This window comes from Variovorax gossypii (assembly GCF_003965815.1).
Classification (GTDB): Bacteria; Pseudomonadota; Gammaproteobacteria; order Burkholderiales; family Burkholderiaceae_C; genus Variovorax; species Variovorax gossypii.
Genome location: NZ_RXOE01000010.1, coordinates 125,449 through 141,820, shown reverse-complemented (window position 1 = coordinate 141,820; position 16,372 = coordinate 125,449). Strand labels below are relative to the sequence as shown.

The 16,372-nt window shown below is 67.5% G+C and carries 14 protein-coding genes; 3 read left to right on the top strand and 11 right to left on the bottom strand.

Going from position 1 to position 16,372, the window contains the following annotated elements:
- Positions 1 to 101 precede the first annotated feature (101 nt).
- Positions 102 to 1,427 carry a glutamate--cysteine ligase gene (gene gshA / locus EJP69_RS27020; protein ID WP_093203815.1) on the top strand — a complete coding sequence of 442 codons (1,326 nt, stop codon included), beginning with the start codon at positions 102 to 104 and terminating at the stop codon, positions 1,425 to 1,427.
- Positions 1,428 to 1,597: 170 nt separating this feature from the next.
- Positions 1,598 to 3,466 (top strand): potassium transporter Kup, encoded by a 1,869-nt coding sequence (locus EJP69_RS27015; protein ID WP_093203818.1) that lies wholly within the window; start codon positions 1,598 to 1,600, stop codon positions 3,464 to 3,466.
- Positions 3,467 to 3,481: 15 nt separating this feature from the next.
- Here EJP69_RS27015 and EJP69_RS27010 read toward each other — a convergent pair whose 3' ends face one another.
- A complete protein-coding gene (locus tag EJP69_RS27010) occupies positions 3,482 to 4,405 on the bottom strand; it encodes a polysaccharide deacetylase family protein (protein ID WP_126473393.1) in 924 nt (307 codons plus the stop codon).
- 10 nt (positions 4,406 to 4,415) lie between these two features.
- A complete protein-coding gene (locus EJP69_RS27005; protein WP_093301570.1) occupies positions 4,416 to 4,844 on the bottom strand; it encodes a hypothetical protein in 429 nt (142 codons plus the stop codon).
- 264 nt (positions 4,845 to 5,108) lie between these two features.
- Here EJP69_RS27005 and gshB point away from each other — a divergent pair, with 264 nt between their 5' ends.
- Complete coding sequence (gene gshB, locus EJP69_RS27000; RefSeq protein ID WP_126473391.1) at positions 5,109 to 6,068, top strand: glutathione synthase; 960 nt, start codon at positions 5,109 to 5,111, stop codon at positions 6,066 to 6,068.
- Between the two features lie 18 nt (positions 6,069 to 6,086).
- On the opposite strand, the gene EJP69_RS26995 is transcribed toward gshB, so the two are convergent.
- From EJP69_RS26995 to EJP69_RS26955, 9 genes are all read right to left on the bottom strand, one after another.
- Entirely contained in the window at positions 6,087 to 8,303 is a 2,217-nt protein-coding gene (locus tag EJP69_RS26995) for a TonB-dependent receptor (RefSeq protein ID WP_126473389.1), read from the bottom strand.
- A 122-nt stretch (positions 8,304 to 8,425) separates the two neighbouring features.
- Positions 8,426 to 9,193: a class II glutamine amidotransferase gene (locus tag EJP69_RS26990; RefSeq protein WP_093203832.1), complete on the bottom strand. Its 768-nt coding sequence runs from the start codon at positions 9,191 to 9,193 to the stop codon at positions 8,426 to 8,428.
- A gap of 48 nt (positions 9,194 to 9,241) precedes the next feature.
- A complete protein-coding gene (locus EJP69_RS26985; protein ID WP_126473387.1) occupies positions 9,242 to 10,360 on the bottom strand; it encodes a class II histone deacetylase in 1,119 nt (372 codons plus the stop codon).
- Entirely contained in the window at positions 10,357 to 11,412 is a 1,056-nt protein-coding gene (locus EJP69_RS26980) for a branched-chain amino acid ABC transporter permease (RefSeq protein ID WP_126473385.1), read from the bottom strand. Before EJP69_RS26980 ends, EJP69_RS26985 begins: the two co-directional genes overlap by 4 nt.
- Positions 11,413 to 11,424: 12 nt before the next feature.
- The gene (locus EJP69_RS26975) at positions 11,425 to 12,291 is read right to left on the bottom strand and encodes a branched-chain amino acid ABC transporter permease (protein WP_126473383.1); all 867 of its coding nucleotides are present in this window, start codon (positions 12,289 to 12,291) and stop codon (positions 11,425 to 11,427) included.
- Positions 12,292 to 12,476: 185 nt separating this feature from the next.
- Positions 12,477 to 13,178, bottom strand: coding sequence for an ABC transporter ATP-binding protein (locus tag EJP69_RS26970; RefSeq protein WP_126473381.1), 702 nt, complete (start codon positions 13,176 to 13,178; stop codon positions 12,477 to 12,479).
- Complete coding sequence (locus EJP69_RS26965) at positions 13,165 to 13,923, bottom strand: ABC transporter ATP-binding protein (RefSeq protein WP_126473379.1); 759 nt, start codon at positions 13,921 to 13,923, stop codon at positions 13,165 to 13,167. Before EJP69_RS26965 ends, EJP69_RS26970 begins: the two co-directional genes overlap by 14 nt.
- Positions 13,924 to 13,940: 17 nt before the next feature.
- Positions 13,941 to 15,251, bottom strand: a complete 1,311-nt coding sequence (locus tag EJP69_RS26960) for an ABC transporter substrate-binding protein (RefSeq protein ID WP_126473377.1) — start codon at positions 15,249 to 15,251, stop codon at positions 13,941 to 13,943.
- Positions 15,252 to 15,367: 116 nt separating this feature from the next.
- Positions 15,368 to 16,351, bottom strand: coding sequence for a Bug family tripartite tricarboxylate transporter substrate binding protein (locus EJP69_RS26955; protein ID WP_126473375.1), 984 nt, complete (start codon positions 16,349 to 16,351; stop codon positions 15,368 to 15,370).
- Between the last annotated feature and the right edge of the window lie 21 nt (positions 16,352 to 16,372).

The window sequence follows — 16,372 nt, the reverse complement described above, 5'->3', positions numbered from 1 at the left end:
CGGGTTCGATGCGTCCGCGCGCGGCCTTGTCATTGGGGCGTACATCCCCAAATCCTAGAATTCCGCTCCACCTTTAAGCACAAAACCAACAAGGCCGCCGCATGGTTCCGCATCTAGTCACCGCCCTGACCGGCCCGATCAACGAACTGGAGCAGCGGGTGCTCGACTCGATGCCCGCCATCGAGCGCTGGTTCCGGCTCGAGTGGATGGAGCACACGCCGCCGTTCTACAGCGCCGTCGACATCCGCAACGCGGGCTTCAAGCTGGCGCCGGTCGACACCAACCTCTTTCCGGGCGGCTGGAACAACCTCACCAAGGAAATGCTGCCGCTGGCGGTTCAGGCAGCGCAGGCGGCCATCGAGAAGATCTGCCCGGAGGCGCGCAATCTGCTCGTCATTCCGGAAAATCATTCCAAAAATACCTTTTATCTCGCCAACGTCGCGCAACTCGTGCGCATCTTCCACATGGCGGGGCTCAATGTGCGCATCGGGTCGATCGATCCGGCCATCAAGTCGCCCAAGAAGATCGAACTGCCGAACGGCGAGACCGTGACGCTCGAGCCGGTCGTGCGCAGCAAGCGTCGGCTGGGGCTGAAGAATTTCGATCCCTGCACAATTCTCCTTAACAACGAGCTTTCGGCAGGAACTCCCGGCATCCTCGAGGACTTGCACGAGCAGTACCTGCTGCCGCCGCTGCACGCGGGCTGGTCGGTTCGCCGCAAGAGCAACCACCTGCACAGCTACGAGGAGCTGTCCAAGCGCTTCGGCAAGCTGCTGGGCATCGACCCGTGGCTCATCAACCCGATCTATGCGCGGGCCGAAGGCGTGGACGTGGCCGAGGGCCGCGGCATCGACGTGCTCACGAGCCATGTGGACGCGGTGCTGACCAAGGTGCGTCGCAAGTACAAGGAATACGGCATCAACGAGAAGCCCTTCGTGGTCGTCAAGGGTGGCCACAGCGGAAGCGGCAGCCCGGGCGTGGTGACGGTTCGTGACGCCAAGGACGTCGAGGCGCTGATCGGCAAGCCGCGTACCGGCGCCGCCAGCATTGCCCCAGCCGCCAGGACGGGTGCTGGCCGCGACCTGCGCGAGCCCACTGAGCTGATCGTCCAGGAAGGCGTGCTCACCAACGAGCGCGTGCACAACGGCGTGGCCGAGCCGGTGGTCTACATGATGGACCGTTATGTGGTCGGGGGCTTCTACCGCGTGCATTCCGAGCGCGCCGCCGACGAGAACCTGAAGCTGCCGGGCGCGAGCTTCGTGCCGCTGGCCTTTTCTGAAAGTGCGCACTTGCCACAGCCGGGAGCCAAGCCTGGCGCTAGTGCACCCAACCGCTTCTACATGTACGGCGTGGTCGGTCGGCTGGCCATGGTGGCCGCCAGCTACGAGATGGAAGCGACCGATCCGGACGCCGAAATCTACGAATGATTGCCGGGGGCGGCTTGCCTAGGCGGCGGGCAACGGCAAAATAGCGGCCCCACAGCAACGGAAACAAAAGGGCGGGAGGGCAAGAAGGTGGACTAAAGTTCGCCTTTCGCACCCCGGCGTGCCTGACTGACGCGTCGATTCCAGCAGCCTGTCCTTTTCCCATCGACCTCGTGTCAGCCCCCAAAAATCTCTCAGCCGGCCTGATCGTCGGCGCCATCGGCGTCGTCTATGGCGACATCGGCACCAGCGTGCTGTACGCCGTCAAGGAAGTGTTCGGCCACGGCCACGTGCCTTTCACCGTCGAGAACGTCTACGGCATCCTCTCGATGTTCTTCTGGACGCTCACGGTCATCGTGTCCATAAAGTACGTCGTGCTCGTGCTGCGCGCCGACAACGAAGGCGAGGGCGGCCTGGTCGCCATGCTGGCGCTGGCCTCCCGCGCGGTGGCCGACAAGCCCAGGCTGCGCCACCTGCTGCTGGTGGTCGGTATCTTCGGCACATCGCTCTTCTACGGCGACGGGGTCATCACCCCGGCCATCTCGGTGCTCTCGGCGGTCGAGGGCCTGGAAGTGGTGTCGCCGCACTTCACGCACTACGTCATTCCGCTCACGCTGGTCGTGCTGTTCTGCCTGTTCGTGGTGCAGAAGCGCGGCACCGCGGGCATCGGCAAGTTCTTCGGGCCGATCACGCTGACCTGGTTCCTCGCGATCGCCGTGCTCGGCGTGTCGCAGATCCTGCACCACCCCGAGATCTTGAAGGCGTTGAACCCGTTCTACGCGCTGAAGTTCATGTGGGACAACCCGGGCACCAGCTTCATCCTGCTTGGCGCCACCGTGCTGTGCGTGACCGGCGCCGAAGCGCTGTACGCCGACCTCGGCCACTTCGGCAAGAGCCCGATCCGCATCGCGTGGTTCTCGGTGGTGATGCCGGCGCTCACGCTCAACTACTTCGGCCAGGGCGCGCTGCTGCTGGAGAACCCCGAGGCGGTGAAGAACCCGTTCTTCATGATGGCGCCCGAATGGGCGCTCATTCCACTGGTGCTGCTTGCCACCGCCGCGACCGTGATCGCGTCGCAGGCCCTCATCACCGGCGCCTTCAGCGTCACGCGCCAGGTCATCCAGCTGGGCTACCTGCCGCGCCTGAACATCGAGCACACCAGCGTGCGCACGGCGGGGCAGATCTACATTCCGCTGGTCAACTGGGGCCTGTTCGTGGCCATCGTGCTGGCAGTGGTCATGTTCCGTTCGTCGAGCAGCCTGGCCGCGGCCTACGGCATCGCCGTGACCACCGACATGCTGATCACCACGGTGCTGACCTTCTTCGTGATCCGCTACGCGTGGAAGCTGCCGCTGGCGCTGTGCATCGGCTCCACCGCGCTTTTCTTCATCGTCGACTTCCTGTTCTTCGCGTCGAACCTGCTCAAGCTCTTCGAGGGCGGCTGGTTCCCGCTGCTGATCGGCGGCTTCGTCTTCACGCTGATGATCACGTGGAAGGAAGGCCGCCGCCTGATGGGCGAGGCGCAGCACGCCGACGCCATCGACCTGAAGTCGTTTCTCGATTCGGTGTTCGTGAGCCCGCCCGCGCGCGTCGACGGCACGGCGGTGTTCCTCACGGCCGAGCCGGGCGTGGTGCCGAATGCGCTGCTGCACAACCTCAAGCACAACAAGGTGCTGCACGAGCAGAACATGTTCGTCACCGTGCGCAACCACGAGGTGCCGTGGATCCCGATGGACAAGCGCATCGAGATCGAGGCACTGGGCCACCACTGCTGGCAGATCATCGTGCACTACGGCTTCAAGAACGACATCGACCTGCCGCGCGCGCTCGAGAACGCCCGCATGCGCGGCTGCCAGCTCGAGCAGATGACCACCAGCTACTTCCTGTCGCGCGACGTCGTCATTCCCACGCTGGGCAGCGGCATGGCGCCGTGGCGCGAGAAGCTGTTCGCGCAGATGCACCACAACGCGAGCGGGGCGGCCGCCTTCCTGGGGCTGCCGAACAACGCGGTGGTGGAGCTGGGCTCGAAGATCGAGATCTGAGGCCGGGTGCGCGGCTCAGCCGAACTCCCCTGGCCGCTCCCTCTCGATCTCGCCCACATGCGAGGCGATCGCCCCCGGCGTGGTGAACCAGATATCGCCCCGGTCCCGCGCCTGAGCCAGGCGCGCCAGCGCGGTGCGCAGGTGTCTCAGCCGGTAGGGCTGCCCCACGATGTACGGATGCAGCGCCACGCCCATCACCAGCGGCTGCGCGCGTGACTGATCGAGCATTTCCTCGAAGTTGTCGACCACCATGGCGCTGAAGTCCCTGGCGTCCATCAGGCGGCCGACGATCATCGGGATGTCGTTGAGCTCCTGCGGGTACGGCACCGACCACAGCGAACCGCCGCCGCGCGTGCGCATGCGCAGCGGCTGGTCGTCGTGGCACCAGTTGAGCGTGTAGCCGTAGCCGGTCTCGGCCAGCAGGTCGGGCGTGAGGGCGCTTTCGGAGATCCACGGCGAAAGCCAGCCCGCGGGCGCCTGCCCGCTTTCGCGCAGCATGCGCTCGCGGCAGCGCATCAGCAGCGCGCGCTCGTGCTCCTCGTCGAGCACGCCCTGGCGTTCCGCATTGCTGTGGCCGTGGCCGATCAGTTCGTCGCCGCGCGCCACCAGCGCCTGGACCAGCTCCGGGCAGTGGTCGTACAGCGCTGTGTTGACGAGCGCGCCGGTCGGCAACGCGAGCGCGTCGAACAGCTCGAGGCAGCGCCACGCGCCGACGCGATTGCCGTACTCGCGCCAGCCGTGGTTGAGCACGTCTGGCTGCGGCGAGGCGGGGCCGATGCATGCGCCCAGCCCGTCCCCGAAGGCGAAGTGCTCGACGTTGAAGCCTATGTACACCGCCAGCCGCGCGCCGTTCGGCCAGGTGTAGTCGGGCCGCCGCGTGATGGGCCGGTAGTCGAAGCGGTCGTGCGTGGGCAGCCGGTCGGGCCAGCGCGTGCTCATGCCGGTGGCCTCACAGCACCGCGAGGCCGGCGCGCACCAGCAGCCATTCGGCGCTGTCGTTCCAGACGTCCATCTGCACGATCAGGCCGTGGCGCACCACGTAGCGGTCGACATAGCGGTTGCCCTCGAAGGCCGTGCCGTCGGGCCATGCGCCGTAGAGCGTGCCGAGGCTGTAGACCACCGTTTCCTCGGGCGTGCCGCCGGCCACCGTTTCGGTGCGCTCGATCTTCTTCTTCACCCATGCATAGCGCTTTGCATTGAAGGCCGAGGTGTCGGCAGGCGCATGCATCGGGCGATTGCCGGTGAAGCGGATGCGGATGTCGGGCGCGGTGAAGCGCGAGGCCGACTGCGGGTCCGGAATCATCACCAGGCGCAGGAATTCGTCGACCACGGCGGCGGGATCGAGCGCGGGGCCGCCTTGCGAAAAGGATGTGTCCACGAGGTTCTCCGGGAGTTGTCGCAGTCGCAGGCACGCAATTCCCGTGCCGGATGGTTGACGTTATGGGTCTCAGATTGTTGACAATCCTGCGCCTGCGAGCTCCCGGCACAATCACCCGATGCGCGTTGCGCGGCCCGGCTGGCCGCGGCGGGCTGAAGAGAAAAAAGCCCCCGCCGGCAAGGACATCGCCGCTTCCGGCAACATCGCGCCCCGACATCCATGCCAATGGCCGCCGCGCCCCGGCAACGCAAGAAAGAACGCCTGATGAAAAACATCCTCTTCGTCGCCGATCCGCTCGATCACTTCAAGATCTACAAGGACACGACCTTCTCGATGATGCGCGAGGCGCAGCGTCGCGGCTACCGCATCGCAGCCTGCCTGCCGCAGGACATCCAGTGGAAATCGGGCGGCGTGGTCACGGCCACGGTTCAGCAGATCACGCTGACCGGCGACGCGAAGGACTGGTACCGCATCGACATCACCGAGGCCAAGGCGCTGAAGGACTTCGACGCCGTGCTCATGCGCAAGGACCCGCCCTTCGACGCCGAGTACATCTACGCTACGCACCTGTTGGAGCAGGCCGAGCGGGAAGGCGCGCACGTGGTGAACAAGCCGCGCGCGCTGCGCGACCATCCCGAGAAGCTGGCGATCATGGAGTTTCCGCAGTTCGTCACGCCCACGCTGGTGACGCGCAGCGCGCAGGCCGTGCGCGACTTCCACGCCGAGCACGGCGACATCATCCTGAAGCCGCTCGACGGCATGGGCGGCATGGGCATCTTCCGCGTGAAGCAGGATGCGCTGAACCTCGGCTCCATCGTCGAGACGCTCAACAAGGACGGCGCCGAAACCATCATGGTGCAGCGCTTCGTGCCCGAGATCTCGCAGGGCGACAAGCGCATCCTCATCATTGCCGGCGAGCCGGCGCCCTTCGTGCTGGCGCGCATTCCGCAGGGCACCGAGGTGCGCGGCAACCTGGCCGCGGGCGGCAAGGGCGTGGCGCAGCCGCTCACGCCGCGCAACCGCGAGATCGCCGAGACCGTGGGCCGCGCGCTGGCGCCGCGCGGGCTGCTGCTGATCGGGCTCGACGTGATCGGCGACTCGGTCACCGAGATCAACGTGACCAGCCCGACCTGCTTCCAGGAAATCACCGAGCAGACCGGCTTCGACGTGCCGGCGATGTTCATCGATGCGCTCGAGGCGACCCTGCGCCAGCAGGGCCGCTGACGCTACCTCAGCGTTCGATCAGAAGTCGATCGTGCCGCTCACCGCGAAGGTGCGCGGCGCACCCAGCACCAGGTAGTTGCTGCCCTGCGTGCCGCCCACCGAAGCCCAGTACGACTTGTTGAACAGGTTGTCGATGCGTGCGCGCAGCGTGAGCAGGCGGCCGTTGCCGAGATCGACCAGGTAGCGCGCGCCCACGTCGACGCGCGTCCACGACGGCACCGACTGCGTGTTGGTGGCGTTGGCGTACTGCTTCGAGGTGTAGAGCACGCGGGCATTCAGCGACAGGTTGCGCACGCCGGGCACGTCCCATTCGGCGCCGAGATTGGCCTGCTGCTTGGCCACGCCGATGGCGGTCAGGCCGTCGGTGGCGCCGCCTTGCGTGTTCTTCTGCTTGGCGTCGAGCAGCGTCAGGCCGCCGAGCAGGCGCAGGCCCTTGGCGGGCTGGCCGAACACCGAGAACTCCAGGCCCTGGTTGCGCTGCTTGCCGTAGAGGCCGTAGGTCTGGCCCGAGTAGTAGTAGGTGGGCTGGTCGGTGGTGAAGAACGCAGCGCTGGCGCCGAGCGTGCCGCCGTCGTACTTGACGCCGATTTCCTTCTGCTTGGCCTGATAGGGCGCGAAGATTTCGCCGGCATTGGTCACCGGACGGTTGTTCACGGTGGTGCCCGCGACGTTGCCCTTGACCAGGCCTTCGATGTAGTTGGCGTAGGCCGAGACGGTCGGAGTGATCTTGAACACGACTCCTGCGACCGGCGTGGTCTTGCTCTTGTCGTAGGTGCTCGTCTGTTTGAGCGTGTTGTAGGCGAAGCTGGTCTGCTCGATGGTCTGGCGGCGCGCGCCGAGCGTGACCAGCAGGCGGTCGTCCATGAACGACATGGTGTCGGCAATGGCCACGCTCGAGGTGTCGATCTTGTCGGTCAGGCGCGGGTTGTCCAGCGTGTTGCCCACGAAGGCGCCGTTGGCGACCGGGTAGGGCGAGGCGTACGGCGTGTAGATGTTGTTGCGCACGCTCTGCGCCGAGATGGCGTAGGCGTTGTCGCGGTCGTTGCTGTACTTGGCCGCCGAGACCACCACGGTGTGCTTCACCGGGCCGGTGGCGAAGTTGCCGCGCACGCCGATCTCGGCGGTGCCGATGCGATCCTTGCGGGTGTTGCTGAAGCGCGTGTTGCTGGTGTTGCCGAAGGCGTCGGTGAGCGTCGGGTTCGACAGCACGTTGTCCTCGTCGCTGCGGCGCACGCCGCCGGCGGCCCAGGCCGTGATGTTGTCGGTGATGTCGACTTCGCCGCGGAAGGTGGCGAACTTGTCCTTTTCCTTCGAGTAGGTCCAGGGCTGTGCGAAGTTGGTGCGGGCGTCGGGCGCGCGCGGAATCGGCAGCGTGGAAGAGGGCGTCAGGCTCGGGCGGCCGTCCTTCAGGTCGTAGTCCTGGTAGCCGAAGTCGGCCGACAGGCGCACGTTGCGGTTGTGCCAGTCGAGGCCGATGCCGAAGGCGCTGAGCTGCTGGCTCTCGTTCTTCACGCCCGTGCCGCCTTCGCGGCGCACCGCGTTCACGCGCACGCCCAGGCTGTCGTCGGGGCCGAAGCGGCGCGCGAGGTCGAGGTTGACGAAGCCCTGGCCGCCGGTCTGCACGCCGAAGCCGACGCGGGTGAGCGGCTCGTTGGGAGCACGCTTCGGCAGCAGGTTGATCGCGCCGCCGATGCCGCTGCCGCCGGGGGCGGCACCGTTCAGGAAGGTGTTGGCGCCGCGGAACACTTCCACGCGCTCGAAGAATTCCGAGGCGATGTACTGGCGCGGCAGCATGCCGTAGAGGCCGTTGTACGACACGTCGTCGGAGTACACGGGGAAGCCGCGCACCACGTAGAGCTCCTGGAAGTTGCCGAAGCCGCGGGCCTGGCGCACCGACGGGTCGTTCAGCAGCACGTCGGCCACGCTCTTGGCCTGCTGGTCCTGGATCAGCTCGTTCGTGTAGTTGTTGCTCGAGAAAGGCGTGCTCATCATGTCCTGGTTGCCCAGGATGCCGACCCGCCCGCCGCGCGCCACCTGGCCGCCGGCATAAGGCTTGGTCAGGCCCTCGGCCGATGCGTCGGCGCTGGCCTCGACGGTCACCGTCGACAGCGTGCCGCTCGACACCGCAGCAGCGGCCGGCTCCGCCGTGGTGGTTTGGGCCAGGGCCGCCGCGGCATTGAGCGCGAGCAGCGTTGCGACCACGGAAGGCCGGAGATGGAAGAAATGAGCGGGCATGGACGGTTCAGATATGCAAATGAGAACCGTTATTGTTTACTCGTATGAGCCCGACCGTCGATACTTTCTTGCAATGTTGCTAAAAAGTGTCAGTCAAAAGACTGACTCGGCTCCAGGCGCCTTCAGCGCCCGACGCGCTGCCCGTCCACGAACACCTGCAGCTCGCCCGGAGCGAACTGGGTCCACGTCTCGTTGGTCGTCAGGGGCGCGGTCACGACCACGGCGACGCGGTCGTTGGGCGTGGTGTGCTGCGCGAAGTCGATCTCGAGGTCTTCGTCCGACAGCTGCGCCGTCACGAAGGGATGGCGGCGCTCCACGTACCAGAGGTTGGTCGAGGCGTGCGCCCACAGCGCCTGCCCGTTGGACAGCATGAAGTTGAAGGTGCCGTGGCCCGCGAGCTGCGGCGCCAGTTCGCGCAGCGTGAGCGTCAGCTCCTCGATGCTCGGCACGCCCGCGTGCGACTTGGCCAGCTCCTGCATGATCCAGCAGAAGGCGTGCTCGCTGTCGGTGTTGCCCACCGGGTGGAAGTTGCCGTGCAGGCGCGGACGGAATTCCTTCAGGTCGCCGTTGTGGGCGAACACCCAGTAGCGCCCCCACAGCTCGCGCACGAACGGGTGGCAGTTCTGCAGGTTGACCTCGCCCTGCGTCGCCTTGCGGATGTGCGCGATGACGTTGCGGCTCTGGATCGGGTAGCGCCGGATCAGGTCCGCCACCGGCGATTCGCTCGCCGGCTGGTGATCGACGAAGTGCCGCAGCCCGCGATCCTCGAAGAACGCGATGCCCCAGCCGTCGGCGTGGTGGTCGGTGCGGCCGCCGCGTTGCGCGAACCCCGTGAAGCTGAAGGTCACGTCGGTCGGCGTGTTGCAGTTCATCCCTAGCAATTGGCACATGACTGCGATTAGACCGCGATTCGCGTGCCGATCGCGCCGCCGCTGCGTTCAGATACCGTGCAGCGTCGCCATCTCGTCGATCAGCCCCCGCTGGAACGCATCGAAGCGCGCCGAAGGCTGCTGCAGCCCGAAGAACTCACTGAACGGGTCTTGCACCTCCGTGCGGTGCCCCGAGAGCTCCTCCACCACCGCCAGCCCGCAGAACGGCACGCAGGCTTCCGAGTAGCCGCCCTCGTGCACTACCACCACCCGCCCGTCGCAATGCTTGGCGGCCAGCGCATTGACCTGCCGCATCATCTGGCGGAACGACTCCGGATGCAGCTGCATCCGCGCCAGCGGGTCCACGCCGTTGGCGTCCAGCCCGCTCGCCACCACGATCAACTCGGGCCTGAAGCGGTCGATCACCGGCGTCACCATGCGCTCGAAGGCATACATGTAGGCGTTGTGGCCGCCGCCGGGCTGCAGCGGAATGTTGACGTTGAAGCCCAGTCCTTCGCCCTCGCCACGGTCTTCCGCGCCGCTGTAGCCGGGCGGAAAGCAGTTCTCCTGGTGCAGCGACAGAGTCAGCACGTCGGGGCGGTCGTAGAAGATCGCCTGCGTGCCGTTGCCGTGGTGCACGTCCCAGTCGATCACAGCCACGCGGCCGAGCTTGTGGCGTGCCTTCATGGTCTCGATGGCCACCGCGATGTTGTTGAACAGGCAGAAGCCCATGCTGTGCTCGCGCAGGCAATGGTGGCCTGGCGGGCGCGTCAGCGCGAAGGCGTTGCGGTGGCGGCCCTGCAGCACGCTGTCCATCGCGGCGATGGCCAGCCCGGTGGACAGCTTCGCGATCTCATAGCTGCCCGGCCCGAAGGGCGCGACCTCGCCCAGGTCGCCGCCGCCGGCGTCGCTGGCGGCCTTGAACTTCTCCAGGTAGCTCGCGGGGTGCACGCGCCGCAGGTCTTCCTCGGTGGCCATCGGTGCGCCCAGCAGGTCGAGCCGAGCGCTCAGGCCGGACACGTCCATCAGCGACTTGATGCGGCGCTTGGAGTCGGGCGACTCCGCCATGCCGCTGCCGGCCATGGGCTGCACCCAGCCGCCCACGGGCAGGAACAGCGCATGCAGGCCGCCCGGCACGTGCCAGAAGGTGCGTTCGTCGTGAAAGAAGGCGGTGGTGGCGGTCTTCATGCGGTGCGTCCTCGCGTGGATTCGGAAGGGAGGGAAGAAGAAAAATCGGAAGCAGAAGAATGCGCAGTGTGCTCGCGCGACGGCGGATGGCGCTGCACGCTCAGCCCGCGCCAGCCCCAGCGTTCGCGCGCCAGGCCCCACAGGCCGCGCGGCGCCAGCAGCATCACCGTCACCGCGATGCAGCCCATGGCGATCAGGTACCAGCCGCCCGACATCGCGAACCAGGTGTTGAACAGTTCGCGCAGCCCGAAGTAGATGACCGCGCCGATCAGCGGCCCCTCGATGGTCCCGATGCCGCCGATGATGACGATGAACATCGCGGTCACCACCCAGTTGATGTCGAAGGCCGAGTCGGGCGAGACGAACATCGTGCCCATGAAGTGCGCCGCGCCCGCCAGCCCGAAGCCCAGCCCCGAGAGCACGAAGGCGATGAAGCGGTTGCGCCACACGTTCACGCCGATGCTGGTGGCCGCCAGCTCGTTGTCGCGCACCGCCATCAGCCCGAGGCCGAAGGGCGAGCGCATCAGCAGGTAGACCCCGGCCACGGCCGCCAGACCGATGGCACCCGAGATCCAGAACGCGTTCTGCTGGAAGCTCTCGGCCTCCACCAGCCGCACCGCCTGCAGTGGCACGCCCGATTCGCCGCCGAAGAGCGGAAACTTCGCCACCAGCAGCCGCACGATCTCGGCCAGCACCCACATGCCGATCGAGAAGTAGGCATCGCGCAGCCGGAACATCAGCGGCGCCACCACGGCCGCCAGTAGCGCCGCACCCGCGCCGGCCACCGGCACCATCCAGTAGGGCGAGATGCCGAGCCGGTCGGACGCGATGAACAGCAGGTAGGCCCCGATGCCCACGAAGGCCTGGTGACCCATCGACACCAGCCCCGTGTAGCCGGCCAGCAGGTTCCACATCTGGGCCATCGCCAGCGTGACGAGCACTTCGCTCAGAAGGCGCAGCGTGCCGCCGTCGGCCACCGCGGGCGCGAAGGCGATGGCCGCCGCGGCGATGGCGAAGCAGATCCAGGGAACGGGAGAAGAGCGGTCACGCATGGAGTTCGCCGATCAGGAGCGCGGGCCTGCGATGCCGTTGGGACGCACCATCAGCACCACGAAGAACAACAGGTGCGCATACAGCGCGCCCGCATTGGAATCGAGCCGCTGGCCGGCGAGCTGTGCCACGCCCAGCGTGATGCCGCCGGCAAGCGCGCCCCGGAATGAACCCATGCCGCCGATGATGACCACCTCGAAGGCACCCAGCAGCCGCTCCACGCCCGAGAACGGCGTGAACGAGGTGCGCAGCGCGAGCAGCAGCCCCGCCACCGACGCGAAGGCCAGCGACAGCCCCATCACCACGCCGTACACGTGGGCCGGCCGCACGCCCATCGTGCGCACGATCTCGCGGTGGTCGGAGGTGGCGCGCACGATCAGGCCGAAGCGCGAGCGCTGGAGCAGCCACTGCAGCGCGCCGAAGGCCAGCACCGCGAGCACAAGCACCAGCACCGGATACCAGCCGATGCGCAGCCCGCCGATCTCGAAGCCGGCCGTGGCCAGCGCGCCGCCGTCGAGCGCGCGCGGATCGGCGCCGAAGAGCTCTGCCATCAGGTTGCGCAGCACCACCGCGATGCCGAAGGTCACCAGCACCGGCGTGAGCGGATCGTCGGTGGCGACGGCGCGGTTCAGCAGCAGCCGCTGCAGCAGGTAGCCGGTGCCGAAGGCCGCCAGCCCCACCGGCACGATGAAGAGCAGCGGCGACACGCCCGGAAACTGCGCCGCCAGGAACACAGCGAAGTAGGCGGCCAGCACCACGAACTCGCCGTGCGCGAGGTTGACCATGCGCATCACGCCGAAGACCAGCGCCAGCCCGAGGCCGAAGAGCGCATAGAGGCCGCCGAGCAGCACGCCGTTGATGATGGTTTCGATCCAGGCCATGAATTTCCCTTCTTAGTGATCCACGGCCACAACACTTCGCCTCGCCGACGATGCAAAAGATCCAAAGGCCGCATGGCCGGCCCGTTCTCGGGCGCCCGTGGAGCCGGCTTTGCCGGGCCACCGGGTGCGCCCCCGGCGAGGGGGTTGGCGGACCTCGCGAAGCGAGGGGAGCCTGGGGGAGAACTTCATGTGCTTCCGAAGTACGCGTTGGCTATTTGCTGCGCGCTGAAGTCGCTCGCGCGCCCCGCCAGCGTCACGCGCCCCTTGAGCAGGCAGTACACGCGCTGCGCGATGCGGCAGGCGCGGGTCACGTCCTGCTCCACGATCAGCAATGCCGTGCCCTGCGCGCGGATGTCGACGAACGCGCGGTAGATCTGCTCGATCACCACCGGCGCCAGGCCCAGCGAGATCTCGTCGCACAGCATGAGGCGCGGATTGGCCATGAGCGCGCGGCCGATGCTCACCATCTGCTGCTGGCCGCCCGACAGTTGCGTGGCCGGCCGGTGGCGGAACTCGCGCAGGATCGGGAACAGCGCATACACCGTCGTCAGCGACCAGTGGCCGGGCCGCTGGCTCAGCGCACCCATGCGCAGGTTTTCCTCCACGGTGAGCGAGGGAAACAGCATGCGCCCCTCGGGCACCAGCGCGATGCCGCGGTGCGCGATGCGCTCGGCCGGCTCGGCCTCGATGGCCTGCCCGTCAAAGCGGATTGCGCCCCGGCTGCGACGGCCCAGTCCCGCGATGGCGCGGATCAGCGTCGACTTGCCCGCCCCGTTGGCGCCGATCAGCGCGGTGGCCTCGCCTTCGCCCACGTCGAGCGACAGGTCGAACAGCGCCTGCAGGTCGCCGTAGTGGCTGCACAGCTCGCGCACCTCAAGCAGTGGCATGACCGGCCTCCAGGGTTTCCGTGGCTTCTTCTCCCACGCCCATGTAGATCTCGCGCACCTCGCGGCTGTCCATCGCGGCGGCGGGCGCGTCCTCCAGCAGCTTGCGGCCGAAGTTCAGCACCATGATGCGGTCGGCCGCCGCCATCAGCGCCTGCGCGATGTGCTCGATCCAGATCATCGCCACGTCCTTCTTGAGCTCCAGCACGAGCGCCACCAGCACCTGCACTTCGGCTTCGGTCAGGCCTCCGGCGATCTCGTCGAGCAGCAGCAGGTGCGGCCGCGCCGCGAGGCCCTTGGCCAGCTCCAGCCGCTTGCGGTCCAGCAGCGGCAGGCGGCCGGCAGGCGTGTCGGCACGATCGGCCAGCCCGGTGCGCTCCAGCACCGCCCAGGCCTCGCGTTCGGCCTGCGCGCGCGGCAGCCGCGCTGCGAAGCTCGCGGCCGCCAGTGCGTTCTCGTAGGCGCTCAGGTGCGCGAAGGGCTGCGGGATCTGGAAGGCGCGCGCAACGCCCAGCCGCGCGCGCACGTCGGCGCGCAAGCCCACCAGTTCACGGCCTTCGAGCTTGATGCTGCCGGCATTGGGCACGGCCACGCCGGTGATCAGGTTGAAAAGCGAACTCTTGCCCGCGCCGTTGGGCCCGACCACGCCCAGGCACTCGCCGCGCGCGAGCGAGAGCGAGACCCCGTCGGCCACGACGATCTCGCCGTAGCGCTTGCACAGGCCTTCGATGACGAGGCAGCCGGTCATGCGGGTGTGTTGGAGGCTCAGGCGGACTTGAGCTGCGACAGCAGCTTCAGCTCGTCTTCCACCGGGATCTGCGTCGCCGTGCTGTTGTGCGTGATGACCAGCTCGTACGGAAACTTGGCGCCGGCCTTCGTCTTGCGCCACTGGCCCGCCACCATCGGCGTGACGGCCACGCTTTTGATCGGGCTGCCCTTGAAGTCGATGCGTCCGACGATCGAGTCGAGCTGCAGGTTGGCCAGCGCGTCGCGCACCGCCTTCTTGTCCTTCGGGTTGCTTGCGTTCTTCAGCGCCGCGATGCCCACTTCGAACAGCGCGTGGCCGTAGCCGATGGGCTGCGTCCACTGCTTGCCGGTGCTGCTTTCCCAGTCGGCCGCCAGCGCCTTGGCGCTCTGGCCTGTGAGCGACGACTTGAACGGGAAGCTGGGTGTCCACCAGATCTCGGTCGACATGCCGTTGCCCGCCGCGCCCAGCGACTCCACCGCGCTCGGGAACAGGAAGGCCGCGGCCATCGTCACCACCTCGGGCCGGTAGCCCGCCTGCTGAGCTTGCTTCCAGAAGGTGGCGAAGTGGTTCGCATAGGCGAAGCCCGAGACGATGTTCGCGCGCGCCGCCTTGAAACTGGAGACCTGGTTGCTGAAGTCGTCGGTCGCGATCTTGAAGAAGCCGCCGTTGGTCTCCTTGTAGCCGCGCTGCTTCGCGCCGTTGGGGATGCCAGTGGCCGGATCGGCGAAGGCGTGACCCGGGCCGTTGTCGATGTAGAGAGTGCCCAGCGTGCGTTCCACCTTCAGCGGCTCCCACATGCCGAAGAAGTTCTTCAGCACGTCGTCGGCACCCCAGAAGAAGTGGAACGAGAACGGAAAGCCCTTCTGCGGCGTGGAGCCGCGCCCGAAGGTGATGGCCTGCCACGGACCCATGGTGGAGACCATCGGCACGCCGTTGACGTCGCAGAGTTGGCCGGCGGCCAGCGCGGCGTCGCTGTCCTGCACCAGCAGCAGGTCGACCTTCTCGCGCAGCAGCAGCTCGCTCGACATGGTGGCGCCGCGGTTGGCGTCCGACTGGGTGTCGCGAACCACGATCTCGACCTTGTAGTTGGTGCCGCCGATGTTGAGCCCGTCCTTCAGCGCGGCGCGCACGCGCTCCAGGCTCCACGGATCGGCCTCGCCGAAATTGGCGCGCACGCCCGACAGCGTGGTGAGGTAGCCGATCTTGATGGTCTTCGACTGCGCATTGGCCAGCACGGGCACGCCGGCCAGCGCGGCCGCGCCGCCGCCGATGACGAGTTGGCGGCGCGTGAGCGCGCCGGAGGCTTCGCGGAAAGAGTCGGCGGTCATGGTGGGGTGCTCCTTGGCGTGTGGAGGATTGACGGTAGGCTGGGCCGCATCGTCTCTCCGCGCGCGCCGGCGGCGTTATCGAAAACTGGCAAAAGGCGTGGGGTGCCCTGCGTGCCTCACTCGGGCCGCAGGTTCACCGACTTCGCGATCGCCCGATAGCGCTCCACGTCGGCCTGGTAGGCGCGGCGCAGCTCGGCCAGCGGCTGCTCGGGCGGCACCTTGCTGCCGCCGAGTTCGATGCCGCGGCGGATCTCCGGCTTCTGCATCATCTGGTTGAAGGCCGCGTGCAGCCGCTGCTGCGTTTCCTCGGGCACGCGCTGCGACACCTGCACGCCCGACCACAGGCTGTAGACGAAGTCCTCCAGCCCCTTGCTGTTGCGCATCAGCGGAATGGCCGTGAAGCGCTCGTGCGGCGCATTGGCCGCGAGGCCCAGCGCCTTGACCTTGCCGGCGTCGAGCAGGTCGGGCACGTTGCCGGCCAGCGGCATGAACACCAGGTCGATCTGCCCGCCCAGCAGGTCGTTGACCACCGGCGCCATGCCCTTGTAGGGCACGTGCAGCATCTTCGTGCCCGTCTGCTGCGTGAATCGCTCGCCCAGCAGGTGGTAGAGCGAGCCGGGGCCGATGCTGCCGTAGCTCAGCTCCTTCGCGTCGGGGCGGCGCAGCATCGCGACCAGTTCGTCGACGCTGCCCACGCCGAGGTCCTTGCGCGCCAGCAGAACCATCGAGGTGACGGCCATCACGCCGATGGGCCGGAAGTCCTCCGCCTTGTAGCGCGCGCTGGCGAGCGTGAGCGGCGTGAGCATCAGCTCCATCGGCGAGCCCAGCAGCAGCACCGAGCCGTCGGCGGGCGCGTTGGCTGCCTTCATCACGCCCAGCGATCCGCTGGCGCCGGGCACGTTGTCGACGATGGCGGTCTGGCCCAGCAGCCGCGAGAACTCGGGGGCGGCCAGCCGCGCATTGATGTCGGAGCCACCGCCGGCGGGGTAGGGAACGATCAGGCTCAGGGTCTTGCCCGCCGGGCCCTGGGCCGCGGCGAGCCCGGTCAGGGTGGAGAGGCCGGCGGCAAGGCCGGCGCCGATCAGTGAACGTCTGCGCATGGGTTGTCTCCTCGTGTTGTT

Excerpts from the sequence above, each read along its gene's own strand:
- EJP69_RS26960 (WP_126473377.1), bottom strand. The coding sequence starts at position 15,251 with ATGACCGCCGACTCTTTCCGCGAAGCCTCCGGCGCGCTCACGCGCCGC.
- EJP69_RS26990 (WP_093203832.1), bottom strand. The coding sequence starts at position 9,193 with ATGTGCCAATTGCTAGGGATGAACTGCAACACGCCGACCGACGTGACC.
- EJP69_RS26970 (WP_126473381.1), bottom strand. The coding sequence starts at position 13,178 with ATGCCACTGCTTGAGGTGCGCGAGCTGTGCAGCCACTACGGCGACCTG.
- EJP69_RS26965 (WP_126473379.1), bottom strand. The coding sequence starts at position 13,923 with ATGACCGGCTGCCTCGTCATCGAAGGCCTGTGCAAGCGCTACGGCGAG.
- EJP69_RS26975 (WP_126473383.1), bottom strand. The coding sequence starts at position 12,291 with ATGGCCTGGATCGAAACCATCATCAACGGCGTGCTGCTCGGCGGCCTC.
- gshA (WP_093203815.1), top strand. The coding sequence starts at position 102 with ATGGTTCCGCATCTAGTCACCGCCCTGACCGGCCCGATCAACGAACTG.
- EJP69_RS26985 (WP_126473387.1), bottom strand. The coding sequence starts at position 10,360 with ATGAAGACCGCCACCACCGCCTTCTTTCACGACGAACGCACCTTCTGG.
- gshB (WP_126473391.1), top strand. The coding sequence starts at position 5,109 with ATGAAAAACATCCTCTTCGTCGCCGATCCGCTCGATCACTTCAAGATC.
- EJP69_RS27010 (WP_126473393.1), bottom strand. The coding sequence starts at position 4,405 with ATGAGCACGCGCTGGCCCGACCGGCTGCCCACGCACGACCGCTTCGAC.
- EJP69_RS26980 (WP_126473385.1), bottom strand. The coding sequence starts at position 11,412 with ATGCGTGACCGCTCTTCTCCCGTTCCCTGGATCTGCTTCGCCATCGCC.
- EJP69_RS26995 (WP_126473389.1), bottom strand. The coding sequence starts at position 8,303 with ATGCCCGCTCATTTCTTCCATCTCCGGCCTTCCGTGGTCGCAACGCTG.
- EJP69_RS26955 (WP_126473375.1), bottom strand. The coding sequence starts at position 16,351 with ATGCGCAGACGTTCACTGATCGGCGCCGGCCTTGCCGCCGGCCTCTCC.